The organism is Mycobacterium sp. MFM001, from assembly GCF_003402475.1.
Lineage (GTDB): Bacteria > Actinomycetota > Actinomycetes > Mycobacteriales > Mycobacteriaceae > Mycobacterium.
This window is the reverse complement of sequence record NZ_BFAB01000001.1, coordinates 533956-554634: the sequence shown is the minus strand read 5'-3', so window position 1 is coordinate 554634 and position 20679 is coordinate 533956. Positions and strand designations below refer to the sequence as shown.

16 protein-coding genes and 1 pseudogene are annotated in these 20679 nt (G+C 65.2%); 10 read left to right on the top strand and 7 right to left on the bottom strand.

The window, feature by feature from the left end; all coding sequences use genetic code 11:
- Position 1: 1 nt before the first annotated feature.
- Positions 2 to 484, top strand: a complete 483-nt coding sequence (rraA, locus tag MFM001_RS02680) for a ribonuclease E activity regulator RraA (protein ID WP_116373241.1) — start codon at positions 2 to 4, stop codon at positions 482 to 484.
- On the opposite strand, the gene MFM001_RS02675 is transcribed toward rraA, so the two are convergent.
- Complete coding sequence (locus MFM001_RS02675; RefSeq protein WP_116373239.1) at positions 481 to 1950, bottom strand: NAD(P)/FAD-dependent oxidoreductase; 1470 nt, start codon at positions 1948 to 1950, stop codon at positions 481 to 483. The two genes, rraA and MFM001_RS02675, sit on opposite strands and share 4 nt — an antisense overlap.
- A 77-nt stretch (positions 1951 to 2027) precedes the next feature.
- On the opposite strand from MFM001_RS02675, the gene MFM001_RS02670 reads away from it, so the two are divergent.
- Complete coding sequence (locus MFM001_RS02670; protein ID WP_116373237.1) at positions 2028 to 2666, top strand: TetR/AcrR family transcriptional regulator; 639 nt, start codon at positions 2028 to 2030, stop codon at positions 2664 to 2666.
- 2 nt (positions 2667 to 2668) lie between these two features.
- On the opposite strand, the gene MFM001_RS02665 is transcribed toward MFM001_RS02670, so the two are convergent.
- Positions 2669 to 3283, bottom strand: a complete 615-nt coding sequence (locus MFM001_RS02665; RefSeq protein ID WP_116373235.1) for a hypothetical protein — start codon at positions 3281 to 3283, stop codon at positions 2669 to 2671.
- A 229-nt stretch (positions 3284 to 3512) separates the two neighbouring features.
- Between MFM001_RS02665 and MFM001_RS02660 the strand changes: the two genes are divergently transcribed.
- From MFM001_RS02660 to dinB, 5 genes are all read left to right on the top strand, one after another.
- A complete protein-coding gene (locus MFM001_RS02660; protein ID WP_116373233.1) occupies positions 3513 to 4463 on the top strand; it encodes an EspA/EspE family type VII secretion system effector in 951 nt (316 codons plus the stop codon).
- Between the two features lie 28 nt (positions 4464 to 4491).
- The gene (locus tag MFM001_RS02655; RefSeq protein WP_116373231.1) at positions 4492 to 4812 is read left to right on the top strand and encodes an ESX-1 secretion-associated protein; all 321 of its coding nucleotides are present in this window, start codon (positions 4492 to 4494) and stop codon (positions 4810 to 4812) included.
- Positions 4813 to 4831: 19 nt separating this feature from the next.
- Positions 4832 to 5353 carry a hypothetical protein gene (locus MFM001_RS24725; RefSeq protein WP_238158865.1) on the top strand — a complete coding sequence of 174 codons (522 nt, stop codon included), beginning with the start codon at positions 4832 to 4834 and terminating at the stop codon, positions 5351 to 5353.
- A 99-nt stretch (positions 5354 to 5452) separates the two neighbouring features.
- Positions 5453 to 6838 (top strand): hypothetical protein, encoded by a 1386-nt coding sequence (locus MFM001_RS02645; protein WP_116373229.1) that lies wholly within the window; start codon positions 5453 to 5455, stop codon positions 6836 to 6838.
- A gap of 111 nt (positions 6839 to 6949) precedes the next feature.
- Complete coding sequence (dinB, locus tag MFM001_RS02640; protein WP_116373227.1) at positions 6950 to 8152, top strand: DNA polymerase IV; 1203 nt, start codon at positions 6950 to 6952, stop codon at positions 8150 to 8152.
- On the opposite strand, the gene MFM001_RS02635 is transcribed toward dinB, so the two are convergent.
- Both MFM001_RS02635 and MFM001_RS02630 read right to left on the bottom strand, forming a co-directional pair.
- Positions 8141 to 9151, bottom strand: coding sequence for a PHP domain-containing protein (locus MFM001_RS02635; protein WP_116373225.1), 1011 nt, complete (start codon positions 9149 to 9151; stop codon positions 8141 to 8143). The genes dinB and MFM001_RS02635 overlap by 12 nt on opposite strands.
- Positions 9152 to 9166: 15 nt before the next feature.
- Complete coding sequence (locus MFM001_RS02630) at positions 9167 to 9601, bottom strand: hypothetical protein (RefSeq protein ID WP_116373223.1); 435 nt, start codon at positions 9599 to 9601, stop codon at positions 9167 to 9169.
- A gap of 58 nt (positions 9602 to 9659) precedes the next feature.
- On the opposite strand from MFM001_RS02630, the gene MFM001_RS02625 reads away from it, so the two are divergent.
- A complete protein-coding gene (locus tag MFM001_RS02625; RefSeq protein WP_116373221.1) occupies positions 9660 to 10508 on the top strand; it encodes an LLM class F420-dependent oxidoreductase in 849 nt (282 codons plus the stop codon).
- A 373-nt stretch (positions 10509 to 10881) separates the two neighbouring features.
- On the opposite strand, the gene MFM001_RS02620 is transcribed toward MFM001_RS02625, so the two are convergent.
- Positions 10882 to 12348, bottom strand: a complete 1467-nt coding sequence (locus MFM001_RS02620; protein WP_116373219.1) for a glutamate synthase subunit beta — start codon at positions 12346 to 12348, stop codon at positions 10882 to 10884.
- Positions 12341 to 16924 (bottom strand): glutamate synthase large subunit, encoded by a 4584-nt coding sequence (gene gltB, locus MFM001_RS02615; protein ID WP_116373218.1) that lies wholly within the window; start codon positions 16922 to 16924, stop codon positions 12341 to 12343. Before gltB ends, MFM001_RS02620 begins: the two co-directional genes overlap by 8 nt.
- A 609-nt stretch (positions 16925 to 17533) precedes the next feature.
- Between gltB and MFM001_RS02610 the strand changes: the two genes are divergently transcribed.
- Both MFM001_RS02610 and MFM001_RS02605 read left to right on the top strand, forming a co-directional pair.
- Positions 17534 to 18682 carry an ATPase gene (locus tag MFM001_RS02610; RefSeq protein ID WP_116373217.1) on the top strand — a complete coding sequence of 383 codons (1149 nt, stop codon included), beginning with the start codon at positions 17534 to 17536 and terminating at the stop codon, positions 18680 to 18682.
- Positions 18582 to 18832: pseudogene (locus tag MFM001_RS02605) on the top strand (deazaflavin-dependent nitroreductase); the annotation flags it as partial. The gene MFM001_RS02610 and the pseudogene MFM001_RS02605, both read left to right, overlap by 101 nt.
- A 72-nt stretch (positions 18833 to 18904) precedes the next feature.
- Here the strand turns inward: MFM001_RS02605 and eccA are convergent.
- Positions 18905 to 20671, bottom strand: coding sequence for a type VII secretion AAA-ATPase EccA (gene eccA, locus MFM001_RS02600; protein ID WP_116373215.1), 1767 nt, complete (start codon positions 20669 to 20671; stop codon positions 18905 to 18907).
- Positions 20672 to 20679: the final 8 nt, after the last annotated feature.

The window sequence follows — 20679 nt, the reverse complement described above, 5'->3', positions numbered from 1 at the left end:
CGTGCCGGTGACTTTCCGGCCCACCGCCGACCTGGTCGACGACATCGGGCCCGACGTCCGCAGCTGTGACGTCCAATTCCGCCAGTTCGGCGCCCGCGCGCAATTCGCCGGGCCGATCAGCACCGTGCGCTGCTTCGAGGACAACGCGCTGTTGAAGTCGGTGCTCTCCGAGCCCGGCGACGGCGGGGTGTTGGTGATCGACGGCGCGGGCTCGCTGCACTCGGCGCTGGTCGGTGACGTCATCGCCGAGCTCGCGCGCTCCAACGGGTGGGCCGGGCTGGTGGTCCATGGCGCGGTGCGCGACTCGGCGACGCTGCGCGGCATCGACATCGGCATCAAGGCGCTGGGCACCAATCCGCGGAAGAGCAGCAAGACCGGCGCCGGCGAGCGGGATGTCCCCGTCGAGCTGGGCGGGGTCACCTTCGCGCCCGGTGACGTCGCCTACAGCGACGACGATGGCATCGTCGTCGTCGCTGCGGCCTAAGCCGCGACCGCCACCTGCTGCTTGCTGAAGCTCAGCGCCTCGTCGTCGACACGGCCGCGCCGAATCAGCCGCAGGTCCAGCAGGTAGTTCTGCTTGAGCCGCCACGGAGTGCGCGACCCCGCCTTAGGCAGATAGTCCAATGCCCGCAACACATAGCCGGGCGTGAAGTCCATCAGCGGGCGTTCGTCGACTGAGTCGCCGGGGTGCTGCGGCACCACGGTGTCGAATCCGCGGGCATCCATGTAGTTGAGCACCCGGCAGACGAACTCCGACACCAGGTCGGCCTTGAGCGTCCAGGACGCATTGGTGTAGCCGATCGTGAACGCCATGTTCGGCATGCCGGTCAGCATCATGCCCTTGTAGGCCATGGTGTCGTTGAGCTCGACCGGCACACCGTTGCGCCGCATTTGCGCGCCGCCGAACAGCTGCAGGTTCAAACCCGTTGCGGTGACGATGATGTCGGCTTCCAACTCCACGCCGGAGCTGAGCTTGATCCCCTTTTTGGTGAAGCGGTCGATGGTGTCGGTGACGACGTCGGCCTGGCCTTTCCGGATGGTACGGAACAGATCGCCGTTGGGCGCCAGGCACAGCCGCTGGTCCCACGGCTTGTACCGCGGGCCGAAGTGCTTCTCGACGTCGTAGCCCTCGGGCAGTCGACGCTTGGCCATCGTCAGCAGCGTCTTGCGCATGGAGTTCGGGAACCGCCGCGAAAACTGGTACTGCCCGGTGCTGAACGCGATCGCCTTCCAGCGGTTGGCAAAGTGCGCGGCCTTGGCCGGCAGCAGCCGGTTGGCCCGCTCGGCGAACGGGTCGACCGCCGGCAGCGAGCCGATGTAGGTCGGTGAGCGCTGCAGCATGGTCACATGCCCGGCGCCCGAATTCACCAGTGCCGGAATGAGAGTCACCGCCGTCGCGCCCGATCCGATCACGACGACCTTCTTGCCCGCGTAGTCCAGACCCTCCGGCCAGTGCTGCGGGTGCACGATCGTGCCCTCGAAGTCGTCGGCGCCTTCGAACTTCGGCGAGTAGCCCTCGTCGTAGTTGTAGTAGCCGCTGCAGCAGAACAGAAACGAGCAGCTGATCGTGCTCTGCTGGCCGTCGTGTTCCACGGTCAGCGTCCAGCGGTTCTCGGCATCCGACCAGTCGGCCCCCACTACCTTCTGCCGGTAGCGGATGTGCCGGTCAATACCGTTCTCCGCTGCGGCCTCCTTGATGTAGCTCTTGATCGAGGCGCCGTCGGCGATCGACTGGGCCGAGCGCCAAGGCTTGAACCGGAAGCCGAGGGTGAACATGTCGGAGTCGGAGCGGATGCCCGGGTACTTGAACAGGTCCCAGGTGCCGCCGAGGTCGTCGCGGCGTTCGAGGATCGCGTAGCTCTTGGTCGGGCAGCGGTCCTGCAAGTGCCAGGCCGCGCTGATGCCGGAGATGCCGGCGCCCACGATGACAACGTCAAGGTGTTCGGTCATGTAACCGACGGTATCAACACGGTGTTGATTAAGTCAACACACTGTCGAATTACTCAACGGCGTGTAAAGTGGCAGGTATGACCACCACCAGCCCGGCGCGCGCACCACGCGGACGGCGTTCGACCCGGCCCTCGGGTGACGACCGCGAGCTCGCGATCCTGGCTACCGCCGAACGATTGCTGGCGGAGCGTCCGCTGGGCGAGATCTCGGTGGATGACCTGGCCAAAGGCGCGGGCTTGTCCCGCCCGACGTTCTACTTCTATTTCCCGTCGAAAGACGCCGTTCTGCTCACGCTGTTCGAGCGTGTGATTGTCGAGGCCGATTCGGCGCTGGAGGGTATGGTCGCCAACCCGCCGGCCGACATCAAGACGTTGTGGCGCACCGGCATCAATCTCTTCGTCGAGACATTCGGGTCGCATCGAGCGGTGTCGCTGGCCGCCGACGCCGCACGAACCAACAAAGACATCGGCGACCTGTGGTCGAAGTTCATGCAGAAGTGGGTCGACCATATCGCCGTGGTCATCGAAGCCGAACGCTCCCGCGGCGCGGCGCCGGTGACGCTGCCGGCCCAGGATTTGTCCGCGGCGCTCAACCTGCTCAACGAGAAGGTGATGCTGACGTCGTTCGCTCACGAGCGTCCGTCGGTGCCCGACGAGCAGCTGCTCGAAACGCTGGTCCACGTCTGGGTCACCAGCATCTACGGCCAAGCCGACTGAGCCTAAGGGGAATACACTCCTGGAAACCCCCGCAGGGTGCCGCCGTGCTCAGTTCGACGGTAGAAGTACTCAGCGAGGGTCACGGCAAAGCATAGGGTCCCCATCGGCTCGGGCGGCGCGTAGTCGAATGTCAGTGTGTAGTCATAGAACTCGTTGCCGAAGAGGAACGCAGTAGTCCGCCTCTGGGCAATCCGCGCGACACTTCGACCGGTGCTGTCGTGGATCGTCACAGTCTGTGCGGCAATCTCCCCGCGGGCGCCATCGATCCGTTGGTAGTCGAATGTTGTGTGGCCGATTACCGTCTGCGCAGCTTCCAAGTCGAAAGTTCGATTAAACGATCGCCAGCTGTCGTTTTGCACGAGGCTCCCGATATGCCGGCCGCTGGAGTCGCGTACCTCGAAGCGCTGCGGCCATTGCCGCCATCCACTTGGAAGAGGGCGACTGACGCGAAGGTATGGCACTCCGTCCGCACGAAGGATCTCAAACTCCCAAGAGGCCAGCGTCCCCGCTCCGAAGAACTGGGCTACCTGCTGCCAACCGCCGGTGCTCACCGTCTGAACAATGCCGACCGGCTGTCCTTCGCCGTTCTCGATCCGGCAGGCGAGTCGGGTATCCATTCGTGACGGAATCGACTTCAGAACGAGTACGTTTCCGCTAAATGGATATGCCTCCCGGCTGCTAGGCCGCCAAATGGGTCCTTCAAATCCCGTCACACGGCTGACAATAGCCACCTCAAGGCTGGTCCCGGGTGCCCGCGTCGTTGCGCGGAGGCAGCTCAGCGGCTGATTTGGTGCGGTTAGCCGCCCTGGCGCATTGATACGCTTTTCGCGACGGCAGGAGTAACACGTGAGCTTTTTCCCGGATCCGTTCAAGGTTCTCAACGGCCTACGGAGCGGCGTCAAGGATGCTGGCGGATTAGTGCACGATGTCGTCACCGGCAACGTTCATGGCGCCGTCACGAACACCCGGAGCCTGTTTGGCGATGTAGGCGATGTTCTCCAGGGCTTGGAGGGCCTCGGTGTGAACCTCGGACCGGTGCCGAGCCTTTATGCGAAGAGCCCATTCGGCATGCTGTCGGACTCGGAGGTTCTGGCCGCGGCACAGCTGATGATTGAGGGCGAGAGAGCGCTGACAGGGTCTGGTGAACCAGAAGACGGAAAGGGCTACAAGGAGTCGGCCAAGAACTTGAACGGGGCCGTCGAAACTCTTATCAACGCCAACCCACACGCGGACAGGTGGGACGGAAAAGCGTCAGAGGCGTACGAGAAAACCAACGACGTCCACCGGCGCAACACCTCGAACGTACAAGCCGCCGACGAACAAGTGGCCGCGATCCTCGGTACCGAGGGAGGCCAGGTAAGCCGAACCCGAGAGACCTTGGACGACGCGTCACAGAAACTCTACGACTACGGCTTGTCGACCGCATGGATGAACGCATTTCCTCCACTCAGGGTCGCAAAGTTCGCCTTGGATTCCGCTGCTGCGGCCACGGCGCTGGCGACTACCAACACCACCATGATGATCTTGACCAAGAACGTGGCCGAGAACGCGCTACGCATGCGCTCACAACTCAACGCATACGAGAAAGCGCGCGAGGACACGTCAGGAAGCCCAGGCGATAGTGCTGAGCCTGGCAGTGTGTTTGTTCCACAGAAAGACGACATTAGCGACGGCGGCCGTCCCTCGCGTACCGATCCGAATCGACCATACGAGGTCCCCATACCGGAAGGACCCCCCGTGAACTACCCACCTGCTACGCCCTATGGTTCGCCGGCAACGCCGGCGCCCCGCCCATAGGAATGAACCGCCTCAGGACAGGGAATCTATGACAGACCAGCAGGAGAACCTTCGAGTTCTCACCGACCACATCAACGAGCTCGCTGCAAGACAGCACACCGCAGCAGCCAAGATCACCGGCGCGAATCGAATGACTGGCGGCGACACTGCTTCCCGGGTCCTCACGACTCATGGCTTGGTGTGCGCACCTACCAGCGCGGTCTTTTCGGCTGCTGAGACGGGTCGCAAAGCTGCGGGAGCCGCCTTGTTCAAAGCATCGGCCGAGTTGGCGGAGAAGCTCACCACGGCCGCTTACAACTACAACAGCACCGATTACATGGCGGGCAAGATGCTCGATCGAAACATGTGAAGACTCCTGGACACGAGCCGTGACTGATAATCGCCCGTTTGACGCGCCTTGGGAGGACGATAGCGAGGAAGGTTGCGTTGGCGACGAGTCCGCCCTCGATGCGTTCGACGCGTATCTTCCTCCCAGGCAGGCCGACGATGACATCGATGACCCGTGGGATGCAGCATCGTCGTATGGAAGAGACGAACAGGAGCTGACCTTCCTGTTCACCGCCACTAATCCCGCCGGAACGGTGTCGGCTACGGCCATGATGGACGGTACTGTCGTGAGGGTCGAGCTATCACCGCAAGTGACCGAAATGACGGAAGCTGAACTCGGCAAAGAGATCACGGCCATCTCGATACTTGCCCGCCAGCAAGCTCAGGCCGGACTACATGCGGTGATCGCCCATTTTGGGCGCCAGCTGGGCCGCGACGAAGTCTCGATGCGCAGCTTTCTCGAGCACGAACTGCACCTGCCGTCCCCAGACACGGTGTACGCCGAACAGGCCAGGCTCTTCGCTGCGCACTACGACGCGGACCACGGCCATCGAGCGAACTGAGCGCCGTCGTCCGATCGTCCTCCTGCGAAACTTCTCACTATGACTTGGAATACCGGATCCCCACCGGCACCGACTCGGCGTCGACGATGGCCGATAGTCGTGACGGCGCTCGCCATCACCACCATCGTGATTGTCGCGGGCACGCTTACGATCATGTGGCGAAAGCGCGCCGAGGACACCGCCGCCCGCTCGGCTTGGCAACCACCGGCACAGACTTTTTTGGAGGCTTCGATGCGCGTGCCGCCCATCCCGGGCTGGCGAACGCGTATCACCGACCTTGGTCTGCCCGCGTCGGCACCTGATGTCGCGGGCCGGAGCATGATCGCCACCAACGATGACGCGTTCGAATCGAACCCGTTCGTCGGGAACCTCGGTAAGGATGCTTATTTCGTGGCCAGCAGTCCGGGAGCACCTGACCCGCAATGGTGGCTGGTCGGTATCAACGTGCGCGACGGTCGCAGCCTTTTTCCTGCGGTGCGGTTATCGGCCGAGATGCGAGCACCTAAGTGCTTTCTCAACGGTCCAACTAATGTGTTATGCCTCAGGAAAGACATAAAGAACATCACCGCATGGGTGGTCGACGCCCGGAGCGGCCGAGTGTCATACACCGGTCCGACCGATCTTCGAACAACTCCACCGAGACTTAACGTCTACCAAGTGGGCACTTATACCGTCGCCTCAACAGAAGGCCAAGGTGTCTATGGCGTGGGGCCACATGCTGAGACCACCTGGTTCGTGCCCGGTAATGGCCACGTGGATCAACGGTATGCTTCCCCGCGGGACACTGAAAACTTGCTGCTCGCCAGCCAGACTACGCGCGGCCGCGGATCTGACGGGGAGGTCGTTTTTTCACTGCGCGATGGCGCGGTCATCCGACCGGAGTTGACGGATAACTCCGAGCAGCAGACGACCGTTATCTACCCGGGCGGCTTTGCCGCGGACATCGCGGTCCGTGAAAAGCATGAGCGGCGGGTCCAGTTCTTCAATGAAACCGGCAAGCGGATGAGCCCAAAAAGCATTGATGGCGAACTCAATACGCATGCGCCGGACCTGCCGCTCGTAGAGATGCTTCACAACCACTGGGCGGTATTCACCCCTGACGGCGTCAAGCTTTTGGAAGTGTCCGGCGAGAAACCCGTCGAAGCTCGACTGATCGGAACGACGCTTTTCGTCGCAGCCGCCGGAAGCGCTGGCGGCCCGGGGTGGCAACAATACAATCTGCGGACTGGCGCAACGGGAAAGGCTTGTGACTACCATTTGGGTCACGCGTACTACATCGGCACCGACGGTGCCGTGGCGGTGGCAAGTTATGGCAACCCCAACGTCGGGCGTGTCGTGGAAGCGTATGACCTCGCCACCTGCGATGCTCTCTGGACTCTCAGGTCGCCGATCGGGTCGTTTCATGATGTGTGGCGAGTCGACACCACTCTCGTGCAGTTGTCTGACGACGGAACCGAACTCGCATCTCTGGTAGCGCCAGGCTGATCGATGCAATCCTCGTGTGCCTTTACGGGCGCCGTCGCGGCCAGCAGATTGCCGATCCGCCGGCCACTCTGCGGCGAACCCAGCTGATTTGTCGCCTCCGCATGCGAACATATGTTCGTGCGATCGGATGCCTCGATCCTGCATGCGGACCTGGACTCCTTCTACGCGTCCGTCGAACAGCGCGACGACCCCGCGCTGCGAGGCCGACCGGTCATCGTCGGCGGCGGGGTGGTGCTGGCCGCCAGCTATGAGGCCAAGGCCTACGGTGTGCGCACCGCGATGGGCGGCGGACAGGCGCGGCGGCTGTGTCCGCACGCCGTAGTGGTGCCGCCGCGGATGAGCGCCTACATGCGGGCCAGCGACGCGGTGTTCGACGTCTTCCGCGACACCACTCCACTGGTGGAGCCGATCTCGGTGGACGAAGCGTTTCTGGATGTGTCTGGGCTGCACCGGGTTTCGGGATCCCCGGTCCAGATCGCGGCCCGGCTGCGCGACGACGTGCGCGAGCGGGTGGGGCTGCCGATCACGGTCGGCATCGCCCGGACGAAGTTCTTGGCGAAGGTCGCCAGCCGCGAAGCCAAACCCGACGGGTTGCTGCTGGTGCCGCCCGAACGCGAGCCCGCCTTCCTGCATCCGCTGCCGGTGCGCCGGTTGTGGGGCGTGGGCGCGGTAACCGCGGAGAAGCTGCGCGCCCACGGCATCGAGACCGTCGCCGACGTCGCCGAGCTCAGCGAGTCGATGCTGGGCGCGCTGGTCGGCAGGGCGATGGGTCACCAGCTGTATGCGCTGTCCCGCAATCTCGACCGCCGCCGCGTGAGCACCGCCGTGCGCCGGCGATCGATCGGCGCCCAGCGGGCGTTGGGCCGGGCCGGCAGCAGCATGTCGGCGGCCGAGATCGACGCCGTCGTCATCACGCTGATCGACCGGATCACCGGCCGGATGCGCAAGGCCGGCCGCACCGGCCGAACGGTAGTGTTGCGGTTGCGGTTCGACGACTTCACCCGGGCCAGCCGGTCACACACCTTGCCGTGGGCCACGTCGTCGACAGCGATCATCCTGGCCGCCGCACGGCGGCTGGTCGCGTCGGCGGCGCCGCTGATCGCCGAGCGCGGACTGACCCTGGTCGGGTTCGCGGTCGCGGAGATCGACCGCAGTGGCGCCGAGCAGTTACTGCTGCCGTTCACCGACCCTCAGCCACCGGCCATCGACGCGGCGGTCGACCGGGTGCGTGACCGCTACGGCAAGGCCGCGCTGACGCGTGGTGTCCTGGTTGGCCGCAATCCCGGCCTGGAGATGCCGCACCTACCGGACTGAGCCCGTCCACGCCAGCAGCTCGTCGACCGGCCAGGTGTTGACGATCCGGTCGACGGGAACGCCGGCGTCCACGGCCCGCTGCGCACCGTAGCCGAGGAAGTCGAGCTGGCCCGGGGCGTGTGCGTCGGTGTCGATGCTGAACTCGCAGCCGAGTTCGAGCGCCAAGTTCAGCAGGCGGCTCGGCGGATCACGCCGCTCGGGCCGCGAGTTAATCTCCACCGCCGTCCCGTGATCTCGGCAGGCGGTGAAGACCGCTTCGGCGTCGAACTTGGACTCCGGCCGGATGCCGCGATTGCCCGCGACCAGCCGGCCGGTGCAGTGGCCCAGCACGTCGGTGTGTTCGTTGCTGACTGCTCGCACCATCCGGCGCGTCATCGACTCCGAATCCATCGACAGCTTGGAATGCACGCTGGCGACGACGATGTCGAGACGTTCCAGCAGTTCGGGTTCCTGGTCCAGGCCGCCGTCCTCGAGGATGTCGACTTCGATCCCGGTGAGGATGCGCATCGGCGCGAACTGCTCACGGAGGCCGTCGATCACGTCGAGCTGCTGGCGAAGCCGTTCCGGCGACAGCCCGTTGGCGATGGTCAGCCGCGGCGAGTGGTCGGTCAGCGCGCAGTACTCGTGGCCCAGCGCCGAGGCGGTGGCCATCATCTCGTCGATTGGCGCCGAGCCGTCCGACCAGTTCGAGTGCAGATGCAGATCGCCGCGCAGTGCCGCCCGGATATCACCGCCGCCGAGATCCTCTGCGGCAGAGCGTAATTCGACGAGATAGTCGGGTTCGCGGCCCGACCAGGCTTGGTCGATCACCTTCGCAGTTTTCGGTCCGATGCCCGGTAGCGACTGCCAGCTGTTGGCTTGACCGTGACGCTCCCGCTCGGCCTCACTCAGGCCCTCGACGATGTCAGCGGCGTTGCGGTAGGCCATCACACGCCGCGGGTCCTCGCGCGCCCGGTCTTTGTAGTAGGCGATCTCTCGCAGCGCGGCTACCGGATCCATGACACCAGTGTGCCGCTATGTCAGGAGCTGTCCGGCGACGAACCCGGCCAGCAGCACGCCGAAGCCGCCGATCTCGCCGATGATCAAGAAGGCCATCGACACGACCAATCCGCGATCGGCATGCTCGAACTGGTTGGTGGTATCCCGTCGCGCCCCGTGCACGATGTAGCTCAGGATCGCGCCGACGAAGAAGAACACCAGCACCATCGCCGCGACCAGGTTCACCCAGTTCGGCCAGGCGCTCAGCTCAACGAAAACTGCCGCCAGCAGGGTGGCAAACGAGTACAACAGGGCCGCGCGATGTGCGATGTCGACGTAGGGATGTGCCCGGTGATCGTCGGACGCCATGATCTGCCGGTACTTCCAGACCCCCAAAACCAGCGCGAGCAGAAAGATCAGTCCGGCCGCCAACAAGGTGATGCGGGTGTCGATACCGAGGTCGCAGCACATGGTCCGGCCGAGTCTAGTTGGGCGCGCGGCAAGTTCGATGCCTGGCTAGGCTCAGACAATGCGATTCGCCTTCAAGACCTCACCGCAAGACACCACCTGGGCACAGATGTTGGCCGTCTGGAAAGCGGCCGACGACATCGACGTCTACGAGTCCGGCTGGACCTTCGACCACTTCTACCCGATCTTCAGCGATTCCACCGGCTCCTGCCTGGAGGGCTGGACCACGCTGACCGCGCTCGCCCAGGCCACCTCCCGGCTGCGGCTGGGCACGCTGGTCACCGGCATCCACTACCGCCATCCCGCGGTGCTGGCCAACATGGCCGCCGCGCTCGACATCATTTCCGACGGCCGGCTGGAGCTGGGCATCGGCGCCGGCTGGAACGAGGAGGAGTCCGGCGCCTATGGCATCGAACTGGGCAGTCTCAAGGAACGCTTCGACAGGTTCGAAGAGGCCTGTGAGGTGCTGACCAGCCTTTTGACCACCGACTGCACCGATTTTCAAGGCAAGTACTACCAGCTCAAAGCCGCCCGCAACGAACCCAAAGGTCCGCAGCGCCCGCACCCGCCGATCTGCATCGGCGGCAGCGGCGAGAAGCGCACGCTGCGGATCACCGCCCGCTACGCCCAGCACTGGAATTTCGTCGGCGGCCCGCCCGAGGAGTTCGCGCGCAAGCGCGACGTGCTCGCGTCACATTGCGCCGACATCGGGCGCGACCCGAAAGAAATCATGCTGTCGGCACACCTGCGCCTGGACCCGGACCGCAATTACCGGAAGGTCGTCGACGACGCCGCCGCGCTGGCCGCCGAGGGGCTGGATCTGGGGATCGTCTACATCACTCCGCCGCACGACCCCGCCGTGCTCGAACCGCTGGCCGAGGCGATCCGCGATTCGGGGTTGACCACGTGAGCCCGGTCACAGGGCGGACGACGCCAGATAACAGCTTGATTAAGTAGAGCAAACCTGCGGAGCCGTTGGATCGACTAAGGAGAGACCATCAAACGCCGAACCGCAGGAGCTCTTCGGCGGTCACCAGACGTTCGTGGCGGGCGGGGAATTCACGGCTCTTAACCGGGTGCCGAAACCATGACCAGGCGATTCGCCCCACCCGCGACCGGGGCACTGGGTTGATATGCACAGTGATCACTCCTGCGGTCGGTCAACCAAACCGAGGCGCCACGCTCGGTGGCGCCCATATCGGGTTATTAGACACCTAACGTCTGGCAAACAGAGTACGACTCGCCGAGCAATTTATCAAATGTTTCGGCTGAGTCAGAAGTGACTAGCGTTGTGGTGCCGCAGTGGGTTTGATCGGCGCCGGCAGCGCGGTCTGGCCCATCAGGAAGCGGTCCACGGCCGCCGCCGCGGCGCGGCCCTCGGCAATCGCCCACACGATCAGCGACTGGCCCCGCCCCATGTCGCCGGCGACGTAGACGCCCGGCACGGAGGTCTCGTAGTCATCGCCGCGCGCGACGTTGCCGCGTTCAGTGAACTCGACCCCGAGATCCGTGAGCAGCCCGGACTTCTCGGGCCCGACAAAACCCATCGCCAGCAAAACCAGGTCGGCTTCGATTTCGAAGTCGCTGCCCTCGACCTTGACGAACTTGCCGTCGGTCATGGTCACCTCATGCACCTTGAGCGCGGTGACGTGACCGTCGCGGCCGACGAATTCCTCGGTGTTGACCGAGAACACCCGCTCGCCGCCTTCTTCGTGCGCCGACGACACCCGGAACATCAGCTCATACATCGGCCACGGCGTCGACGGGGCGCGGGTCTCCGGCGGGCGCGGCATGATCTCGAACTGGTGCACGCTGGCGGCGCCCTGACGGTGCACGGTTCCCAGACAGTCGGCACCGGTGTCGCCGCCGCCGATGATGACGACTTTCTTGCCCTTGGCGGTGATCGGCGGCTCGCCGTCCGGGCCGAGCACGTCGTCGCCTTCCTGCACCCGGTTGGCCCAGGGCAGGAATTCCATCGCCTGGTGGATGCCGTCGAGCTCGCGGCCCGGGATGGGCAGATCACGCCAGGCGGTCGCACCGCCGGCCAGCACCACCGCGTCGAAGTCGGCACGCAGTTGCTCGGCGGTGATGTCGACGCCGACGTTGACCCCGGCGCGGAACTCGGTGCCCTCGGCCCGCATCTGGTCCAGCCGGCGATTCAGATGGCGCTTTTCCATCTTGAACTCGGGAATGCCGTAACGCAGCAGCCCACCGATCCGGTCAGCACGCTCGAACACGGTCACGGCATGCCCGGCCCGAGTGAGTTGCTGTGCGGCAGCCAGACCGGCCGGGCCAGATCCCACCACCGCAACCGTCTTGCCGGTCAACCGATCCGGTGGCAACGGCACTACCCAGCCCTCGTCGAAGGCGTTGTCGATGATCTCCAGCTCGATCTGCTTGATGGTCACCGGATCCTGGTTGATGCCCAGCACGCACGACGATTCGCACGGGGCGGGACAAAGCCGACCGGTGAAGTCGGGAAAGTTGTTGGTGGCGTGCAGCCGTTCTATCGCGTCGCGCCACCGACCGGTGCGGGTCAGGTCATTCCATTCCGGGATCAGGTTGCCCAGCGGACAACCGTTGTGGCAGAACGGAATTCCGCAGTCCATGCAGCGGGTCGCCTGCTGCTGCAACGTCTCGTGCGGAAAGTCTTCGTAGACCTCGTTCCAGTCACGAAGCCGCAGTTCCACCGGTCGACGTTTCGGCGTCTCGCGGTGGGTGTATTTCAGAAAGCCCTTCGGATCAGCCATGCGCTGCCGCCATGATCGCCTCGTCGACATCGGTGCCGCTGCGCTCGGCCTCGGCAATCGCCTTGAGAACCTGCTTGTAGTCGCGGGGCATCACCTTGACAAAGCACCGTTGCTGCGTCGACCAGTCGGCCAGAATGCGCTGACCGACAGTGGAATCGGTGTTGTCGACGTGGGCCTGGATCATATCGTGCAGCCACTCCAGGTCGTCTTCGTCGAGACTCTCCAACTCCACCATCTCGGTGTTGAGGTGTTCAGGGAACACGGTGTCGGGGTCGTACACATAGGCCACCCCGCCGGACATCCCGGCCGCGAAGTTGCGCCCGGTGCGGCCGAGGATCACGACCTTGCCTCCGGTCATGTACTCGCAGCCGTGATCACCCACGCCCTCGACCACCGCGTGGGCGCCCGAGTTGCGTACGGCGAAACGTTCGCCGACCACTCCCCGCAGGAACGCCTGACCGCTGGTGGCGCCGAACAGGATCACGTTGCCGCCGATGATGTTGTCCTCGGCGACATAGCTCGCCGGGGCATCGTCGGAGGGGCGCACCACGATCCGGCCGCCGGACAGGCCCTTGCCGACGTAGTCGTTGGCGTCCCCGTACACCCGCAGCGTGATGCCCTTGGGCACGAATGCGCCGAAGCTGTTGCCGGCAGACCCGTCGAACGTGATGTCGATGGTGCCGTCCGGGAGGCCTTGGCCGCCATAGGCTTTAGTCACCTCGTGACCGAGCATGGTGCCGACCGTGCGGTTGACGTTGGCGATCGTAGTAGAAAAACGCACGGGTGAACCGGCGTCTAACGCCTCGCGGCTCATCACGATCAGCTGCTGGTCCAGCGCCTTGTCCAGGCCGTGGTCCTGGCTGGAGCTGCAGTACAGGTCCTGGTTCATGAAGGCCGATTCCGGCTCGTGCAGCACCGGCGTCAGGTCAAGCTTGTGCGCCTTCCAATGCGCACGCGCCAGCGTGGTGTCCAGCGAACCGACCTGGCCGACGGCCTCGTTGAGCGTGCGGAATCCGAGCTGCGCCATGTATTCCCGCACTTCTTCGGCGATGAACAGGAAGAAGTTCTCGACGAACTCCGGCTTGCCGGTGAACCGCTGCCGCAGCACCGGATTCTGGGTGGCCACCCCGACCGGGCAGGTGTCCAAGTGGCAGACCCGCATCATGATGCAGCCGGACACCACCAGCGGCGCGGTGGCAAAGCCGAACTCCTCGGCACCCAGCAGCGCGGCGATCATCACGTCGCGGCCGGTCTTGAGCTGACCGTCGACCTGAACCACGATCCGGTCGCGTAACCCGTTGAGCAGCAGCGTCTGCTGGGTCTCGGCCAGCCCAAGCTCCCATGGCGCGCCGGCGTGTTTCATCGACGTCAGCGGCGTGGCGCCGGTCCCGCCGTCGTGCCCGGAGATCAGCACCACGTCGGCGTGCGCTTTGGAAACACCGGCCGCCACGGTGCCGACACCGTTCTCGGAGACCAGCTTGACGTGGATCCGCGCCGCCGGGTTGGCGTTCTTCAGGTCGTGGATCAGCTGCGCCAGGTCCTCGATCGAGTAGATGTCATGGTGCGGCGGCGGCGAGATCAGACCGACCCCGGGGGTGGAGTGACGCACCTCGGCGATCCACGGGTACACCTTGCCGCCCGGAAGCTGGCCGCCCTCACCGGGTTTCGCGCCCTGGGCCATCTTGATCTGGATGTCGGTGCAGTTGGTCAGGTAGTGCGACGTCACCCCGAACCGGGCCGAGGCAACCTGCTTGATCGCGCTGCGGCGCCAGTCGCCGTTGGGGTCGCGCTCGTAACGGCTGACGTGCTCGCCGCCCTCACCACAGTTGGAGCGGCCGCCCAACCGGTTCATCGCGATGGCCAGCGTCTCATGCGCTTCAGCGGAGATCGAGCCGTAGCTCATCGCGCCGGTCGCAAAGCGTTTGACGATCTCGCTGGCCGGCTCCACCTCGTCCAGCGGGACCGGTGGGCGCAACCCCTGGCGGAACTTCAGCAGCCCGCGCAGCGACGCCATCCGCTCGCTCTGGTCGTCGACCAGCTTCGTGTATTCCTTGAAGATCTTGTACTGCCCGGTGCGGGTGGAGTGCTGCAGCTTGAACACCGTGTCCGGGTTGAACAGGTGGTACTCGCCCTCGCGGCGCCACTGGTATTCCCCGCCCACCTCGAGTTCGCGGTGCGCCCGCTCGTTGGGCCGGTCCAGGAACGCCAGCGCGTGGCGAGCGGCGACGTCGGTGGCGATGTCGTCGAGCGTGATGCCGCCGGTGGGGCAGGTCAATCCGGTGAAGTACTCGTCGAGCAAGTCTTCGGAGACACCCACCGCCTGGAACAGTTGCGCGCCGGTGTAGGACGCCAGCGTCGAAATGCCCATCTTGGACATCACTTTCAGCACGCCCTTGCCGGCGGCCTTGATGTAGTTCTGCAGCGCCTTCTCGCGGTCGATCCCGGTGATCACGCCGCGGTCGAGCATGTCGGCGATCGATTCGAACACCATGTACGGGTTGATGGCCGCCGCGCCGAAGCCAACCAGCATGGCCATGTGGTGCACCTCGCGGGCGTCGCCGGACTCGACGACCAGCCCAACCTTGGTGCGGCTGCGTTCCCGCACCAGGTGGTGATGCACCGCAGAGACGGCCAGCAGCGACGGGATCGGCGCCATCGTCTCGTCGGACTCGCGATCGCTCAAGATGATGATCCGCGCGCCGTCGGCGATTGCCGCCGACGTCTGTGCGCGCACCTCGTCAAGCGCTTCCTTCAGACCTGCGCCGCCGTCGGCAACCGGGTACAGGCAGCGAATCACCTTGGACCGCAAGCCATGCCGGCGCCCATTGATCTCGACGTCGGGGTCCAGGTTGATCAGCTTGGCCAGCTCGTGGTTGCGCAGGATCGGCTGCGGCAACACGATCTGGTGACAGGAGTTCTCGTCCGGGTTGAGCAGGTCGCCCTCCGGCCCGAGCGTGCCGTGCAGGCTGGTCACCACTTCTTCCCGGATGGCGTCCAGCGGCGGGTTGGTCACCTGCGCGAACAACTGGTGGAAGTAGTCGAACAGCATCCGCGGCCGCGACGACAGCACCGCGACCGGGGTGTCGGTGCCCATCGACCCGATCGGCTCGGCGCCGGTGCGGACCATCGGCGCCACCAGCAGGTTGAGCTCCTCGTAGGTGTAACCGAAAGCCAACTGCCGCAACACAACCCGGTGGTGCGGCATCCGCACGTAATTACCTTGTGGCAACTCGTCGAGCGGAATCAGACCGCGCTCCAACCATTCCTGATACGGATGCTCGGCGGCCAGCTCGGCCTTGATCTCCTCGTCGTCGACGATGCGGCCCTGCGCGGTGTCCACCAGGAACATCCGGCCGGGCTGCAGCCGCATCCGGCGCACCACCTTCGACGGGTCGAGGTCGAGCACCCCGGCCTCCGAGGCCATCACGACCAAGCCGTCGTCGGTCACCCAAATCCGCGATGGCCGTAGGCCGTTGCGGTCCAGCACCGCGCCCACGATGGTGCCGTCGGTGAACGTCATCGACGCCGGGCCGTCCCACGGCTCCATCAGCGACGAGTGGTAGGCGTAGAACGCCCGCCGTGCCGGGTCCATCGACTCGTGGCGCTCCCACGCCTCGGGGATCATCATCAGCACCGCGTGCGCGAGGCTGCGACCGCCGAGGTGCAGCAGTTCGAGCACCTCGTCGAAGCGCGCGGTGTCCGAGGCCCCCGGAGTGCAGATCGGGAACAGCTTGTCGACGTCGTCGTAAGAGCCGAACACGTCGGTGCGGATCAGCGCCTCCCGGGCGCGCATCCAGTTCTCGTTGCCGGTGACGGTGTTGATCTCGCCGTTGTGGGCGATCCGGCGGAACGGATGGGCCAGCGGCCACGACGGGAAGGTGTTGGTGGAGAACCGCGAGTGCACGATGCCCAGCGCGCTGGACAGCCGCTCGTCTTGCAGGTCGAGGTAGAAGGCCTTGAGCTGCGGGGTGGTCAGCATGCCCTTGTAGACAAAGGTCTGACCGGAAAGGCTTGGGAAATAAACGGTTTCACGACCGGGGCCGTCCTGCCCGGGGCCTTTGGTGCCCAGCTCGTGTTCGGCGCGCTTGCGGATCACGTAGGCGCGCCGCTCCAGGGTCATGCCCGAGGCGCCGGCGATGAACAGCTGACGGAAGGTAGGCATCGCGTCGCGGGACAGTGCGCCCAGCGACGAGTCGTCGGTGGGCACGTCGCGCCAGCCGAGCACCTCCAGACCCTCCGACTGCACGATCTTCTCGACGGCTGCGCAGGCCGCGGCGGCGTCCTTGGACGACTGCGGCAAAAACGCGATGCCGGTGGCGTAGCTGCCGGCTGGTGGCAGCTCGAAGTCGACAATCGCGCGCAGGAACTCGTCGGGAACCTGGATCAGGATGCCCGCCCCGTCACCGCTGTGCGGCTCGGCACCGGCGGCGCCGCGGTGCTCGAGGTTGAGCAACGCGGTGATCGCCTTGTCCACGATGTCGCGGCTGCGGCGGCCATGCATGTCGACGACCATGGCCACCCCGCACGAGTCATGCTCGAACGCGGGGTTGTACAGCCCGACGCGGTTGGGCGCCATTCCCACCTGACCTTCCAGAAAACTTTCTGCGCGGCATTCATTTGCGGCTCCGTCGGCGCCGCGCCCTTCAGGATGCGGGCTGGCCCCTTCGGTCTTGTCGATATGCTGGTCGCCACGTGGCGATGATCCGGACAGGGGAACGTCCGTGCAGCGCTGAACGGTGGCCCTGTTTACCCGGTCTCGACAAGTCGTAAAACGATATGACAAAACCCGCCTGACATGCCAACTTGGTCAATAGTAACCCGCCGGTTGGGCATGCTGCGCCAACGCCGCCATCGCCCCTAGCGAATTTTGCCGGGTCCGATTGCGCCGCTGAGTATTTGCACCGACCGTGCCGGTTTAATTTGCTGTGATCGCCGCTGGCCTGATCGTGACTTAACCGGCCAGGTCGCAGGCGGCCGGCCGGCCGGTGACGAAACTCACCAATAACTCGTGGCAGTGCTGCTGTCGCGGCGGCTGCTCCGGGGTCTCCACCGCAGATACCCACCGGCGAGCTGCGCCGACGGCGAGTTTGCACAACGTCGGCGCAGCGGCGCCGGGGCTTTTCACGCTGGCCGGTGACTGATACTGATTCCATGCCTGCAATTGCCGGATGGAGCTAGGGAGCTCATGAGCGATCGCGACGATTTTTTGCGGGACCGTCTGCGGCCCGCGCCGCCCGAGGCACCCTTGGCGCACCCGTCGCACCCACCGGCCCGAGCCCCCCGCGTGATGCCCCAGCCGCCCCAGCCGCTTCGCCCGTATCAGCCGTTTCAGCCGCCGCACCCCGCGCCCGGGCGACCGGCACTTATGCCCGAGCCGGATCGGTGGTCTGGCATCGAGGTCGGGCCGCCGCCTGCCGCACCGCCGCGCCGGCCGGTCCCCGGCCGCGGCTGGCGACGCATGCTGTGGAAGGCCTCCCGCGGCCTGATCAACCTCGGCCCGTCGCCGCAGGAACGCCGGGAGGCCGAGTTCGAAGCGGTCATCAAGTCGGTGCTGCACGGCAACTACAAAGTCGGCGTGCTCGGCAAGGGCGGCGTCGGCAAGACCACGGTCGCCGCGAGCGTCGGCTCGATCTTCGCCGAGCTGCGCCGCCAGGACCGCATCGTGGCGATCGACGCGGATACCGCCTTCGGCCGGCTCGGCAGCAGAATCGACCCCCAATCCAGCGGCTCGTACTGGGAATTGACCGCCGACAAGAACATTCAGTCTTTCGCCGATGTCAGTGCCCGGGTGGGCAGCAACTCCGCCGGTCTGTACGTGCTGGCCGGTGAGCCGCCGGCAGGACCGCGGCGGGTGCTCGATCCGGCGATCTACCGCGAAGCCACGCTGCGGCTGGACCGGCACTTCACGATCTCGATCGTGGACTGCGGTTCGACGATGGACGCGCCGGTTACGCAGGAGGCGCTGAGCGACCTGGATGCGCTGATCGTGGTGTCCTCGCCGTGGGCCGATGGGGCCTCTGCCGCCGCGCAGACCATGGAATGGCTGTCGGCGCACGGCCGGACCACTCTGCTGCGACGCAGCATCGTGGTCCTCAACGACTCCGACGGGCACGCCGACAAGCGCACCCGTTCAGTGCTGGCCCGCCAGTTCCTCGACCGCGGTCAGATGGTGGTCGAGGTGCCCTTCGACCCGCACCTGCGGCCCGGCGGCGTGATCGACGTCAGCCACGAGATGGCTCCCGCGACGCGGCGCAGCTTCTTGGAGATCGCTGCGGCAATCGCGGGGTTTTTCGCGACGGAGCCGGAGAGCGCGCGGGAACGTCGCGTCCGCTAGCCGGCCTCGGGGGTGCTGCGCGCATTCGCGACGGAAGTTCCGGTCGGTGTCGGGTTCGCGAAGCGCTCCGGGCTGGTGCGCGACGGCACGCCCGACGAATTCGAGGCACTCGCCGACCGGATGACGGTATTTCGCTTCGACCCCGTGTAATCCGACGTCGAGTGTGGGGGTTATGCACGCGATTTCGCGTTTTCGCAGTCATAACCCACACACTCGGCGCCCCTAGAGCACCACATGCTTGTCGGCACATGCCTCGATCACTGCCGCGGTGACGTCCTGCGCGCGGAGCGTTTCCAGGTCTGCGACCGTCACCGAGCCGCTGTCGGCGCGGTACTGGGCGGCAACTCGTGAATCACGCAGTCGTTCGGCCCGTTCGATCACATTGCGGGCGAACCGGCCGTTGTGCATGACGTCGATGCCATGGCTTCCGTCGGGCGCCCGGTAGGCCTGCAGCGTCGTGCATGCGACGTTGAAGGCGTCACGGGCAGCGGGTTCCATAACGGTGGCGCGCGGAGCGCCGTAGCGCACCGCGATGTCGACGAGTTCATCGGGCGTATAGGACTCGAACCGCAGCTTGCGGTTGAACCGGCCCGCCAAACCCGGGTTAACGGTGAGGAACTCGTCGACCTCCTGCTCGTAACCCGCACCGATGAAACAGAAGTCGAACCGGTGCGCCTCCAGCGCGACGAGCAACTGGTTGACCGCCTCCATCCCGATCATGTCCGGTCGGCCGTCCTGATGACGCTCCACCAGGGAATAGAACTCGTCCATGAAAAGGATTCGGCCCAGGGAACGGTCGATCAACTCGTTGGTCTTAGGGCCTGACGCGCCGATGTATTCGCCGCAGAAGTCGGCTCGCTTCACTTCGATGATCTCGGGATGCGCCACGATGCCCAACCCCGCATAGATCTTGCCCAGCGCCTCCGCGGTGGTGGTTTTGCCTGTCCCCGGTGGGCCAACCAGCAGAACATGGTTCGTCTGGTTGGCCACCGGCAGACCGGCCGCCAACCGCAAGGCCCGCACCTGGATTTGGTCCTCGAGCTCGGCCACTGCCCGTTTGACATCGGTCAACCCGACCTGGTTGTCGAGCAATGCGCGACCCTCGGCCAGCATTGCCTCACGCCGCTCTTTGTTCTCCTGTTCGTGGCGCTGCTGATCGGACCGCTCGGTGGCCACGTCCCATTTGTCGGTACGGGTCTCGATTGTTTCCTCGTCGGTGACCACGAGTTGCAACGCAGGGTCCGCCAGCGCATGCTTGGCCGAATCGATCAGCGCGCCGTTGATGGTCGCCTTGGACAGCCATTTCCGCGCATCGTTTTCGTCGGCGAGCTGGCGGTGGGCCATTCCACGCACATACGCCAAATCTGCGGCGATCAGCGGGAACTCGTCCGGCCGCAGCTCAGTGCGATTCGTCCAGTCGATGGCGACTCGCGCCTGTCCCAGATGTGCTGCCGCGTAAGCAGCCAGTGTATTGGTTGCCGCGCTGACGGCCGTCATGATGACGGCCTGCGGCGGCAAGTTAGCTGCTGCGACCGATATGACGTCGGGCCACCGCTGCGCGGCGAACATCAGATACGCGCGGACGTGCTGGTGCCATTGGTGGTTTTCCCATCCGTCCAGTAACGATGAATCATCCAGTAGTGCGGCTGCTTTCGCGTATTGCTTGTCGTCGACGAGCGCGCTTGCCAGAGCAAGACCGACATGTGGCGGGTCGGTCACCGAAATCGAAAGATACGGCCCGGCCTTGATCGGCGCCGCCAATTCGAGACCGAGCCGGTTGGTTTCCCGGTGCAACCGAGCGCTGCACGCGTGGAGTTCCTGCAGCGTCGACAACGTTTCGTCGCCGGTGGCGATCCGGCCCAGCCACGCGTCGGCCATCGACGGATCAAGCTGAGTCGCCTCCCGAAACCACATCTGAGCTTCCGCTTGGTCACTGTCAAGCAATGCGATCGCCTGGTCGAACCGCTTGCGAGCCGCGACAATCGACATGCTGGTGC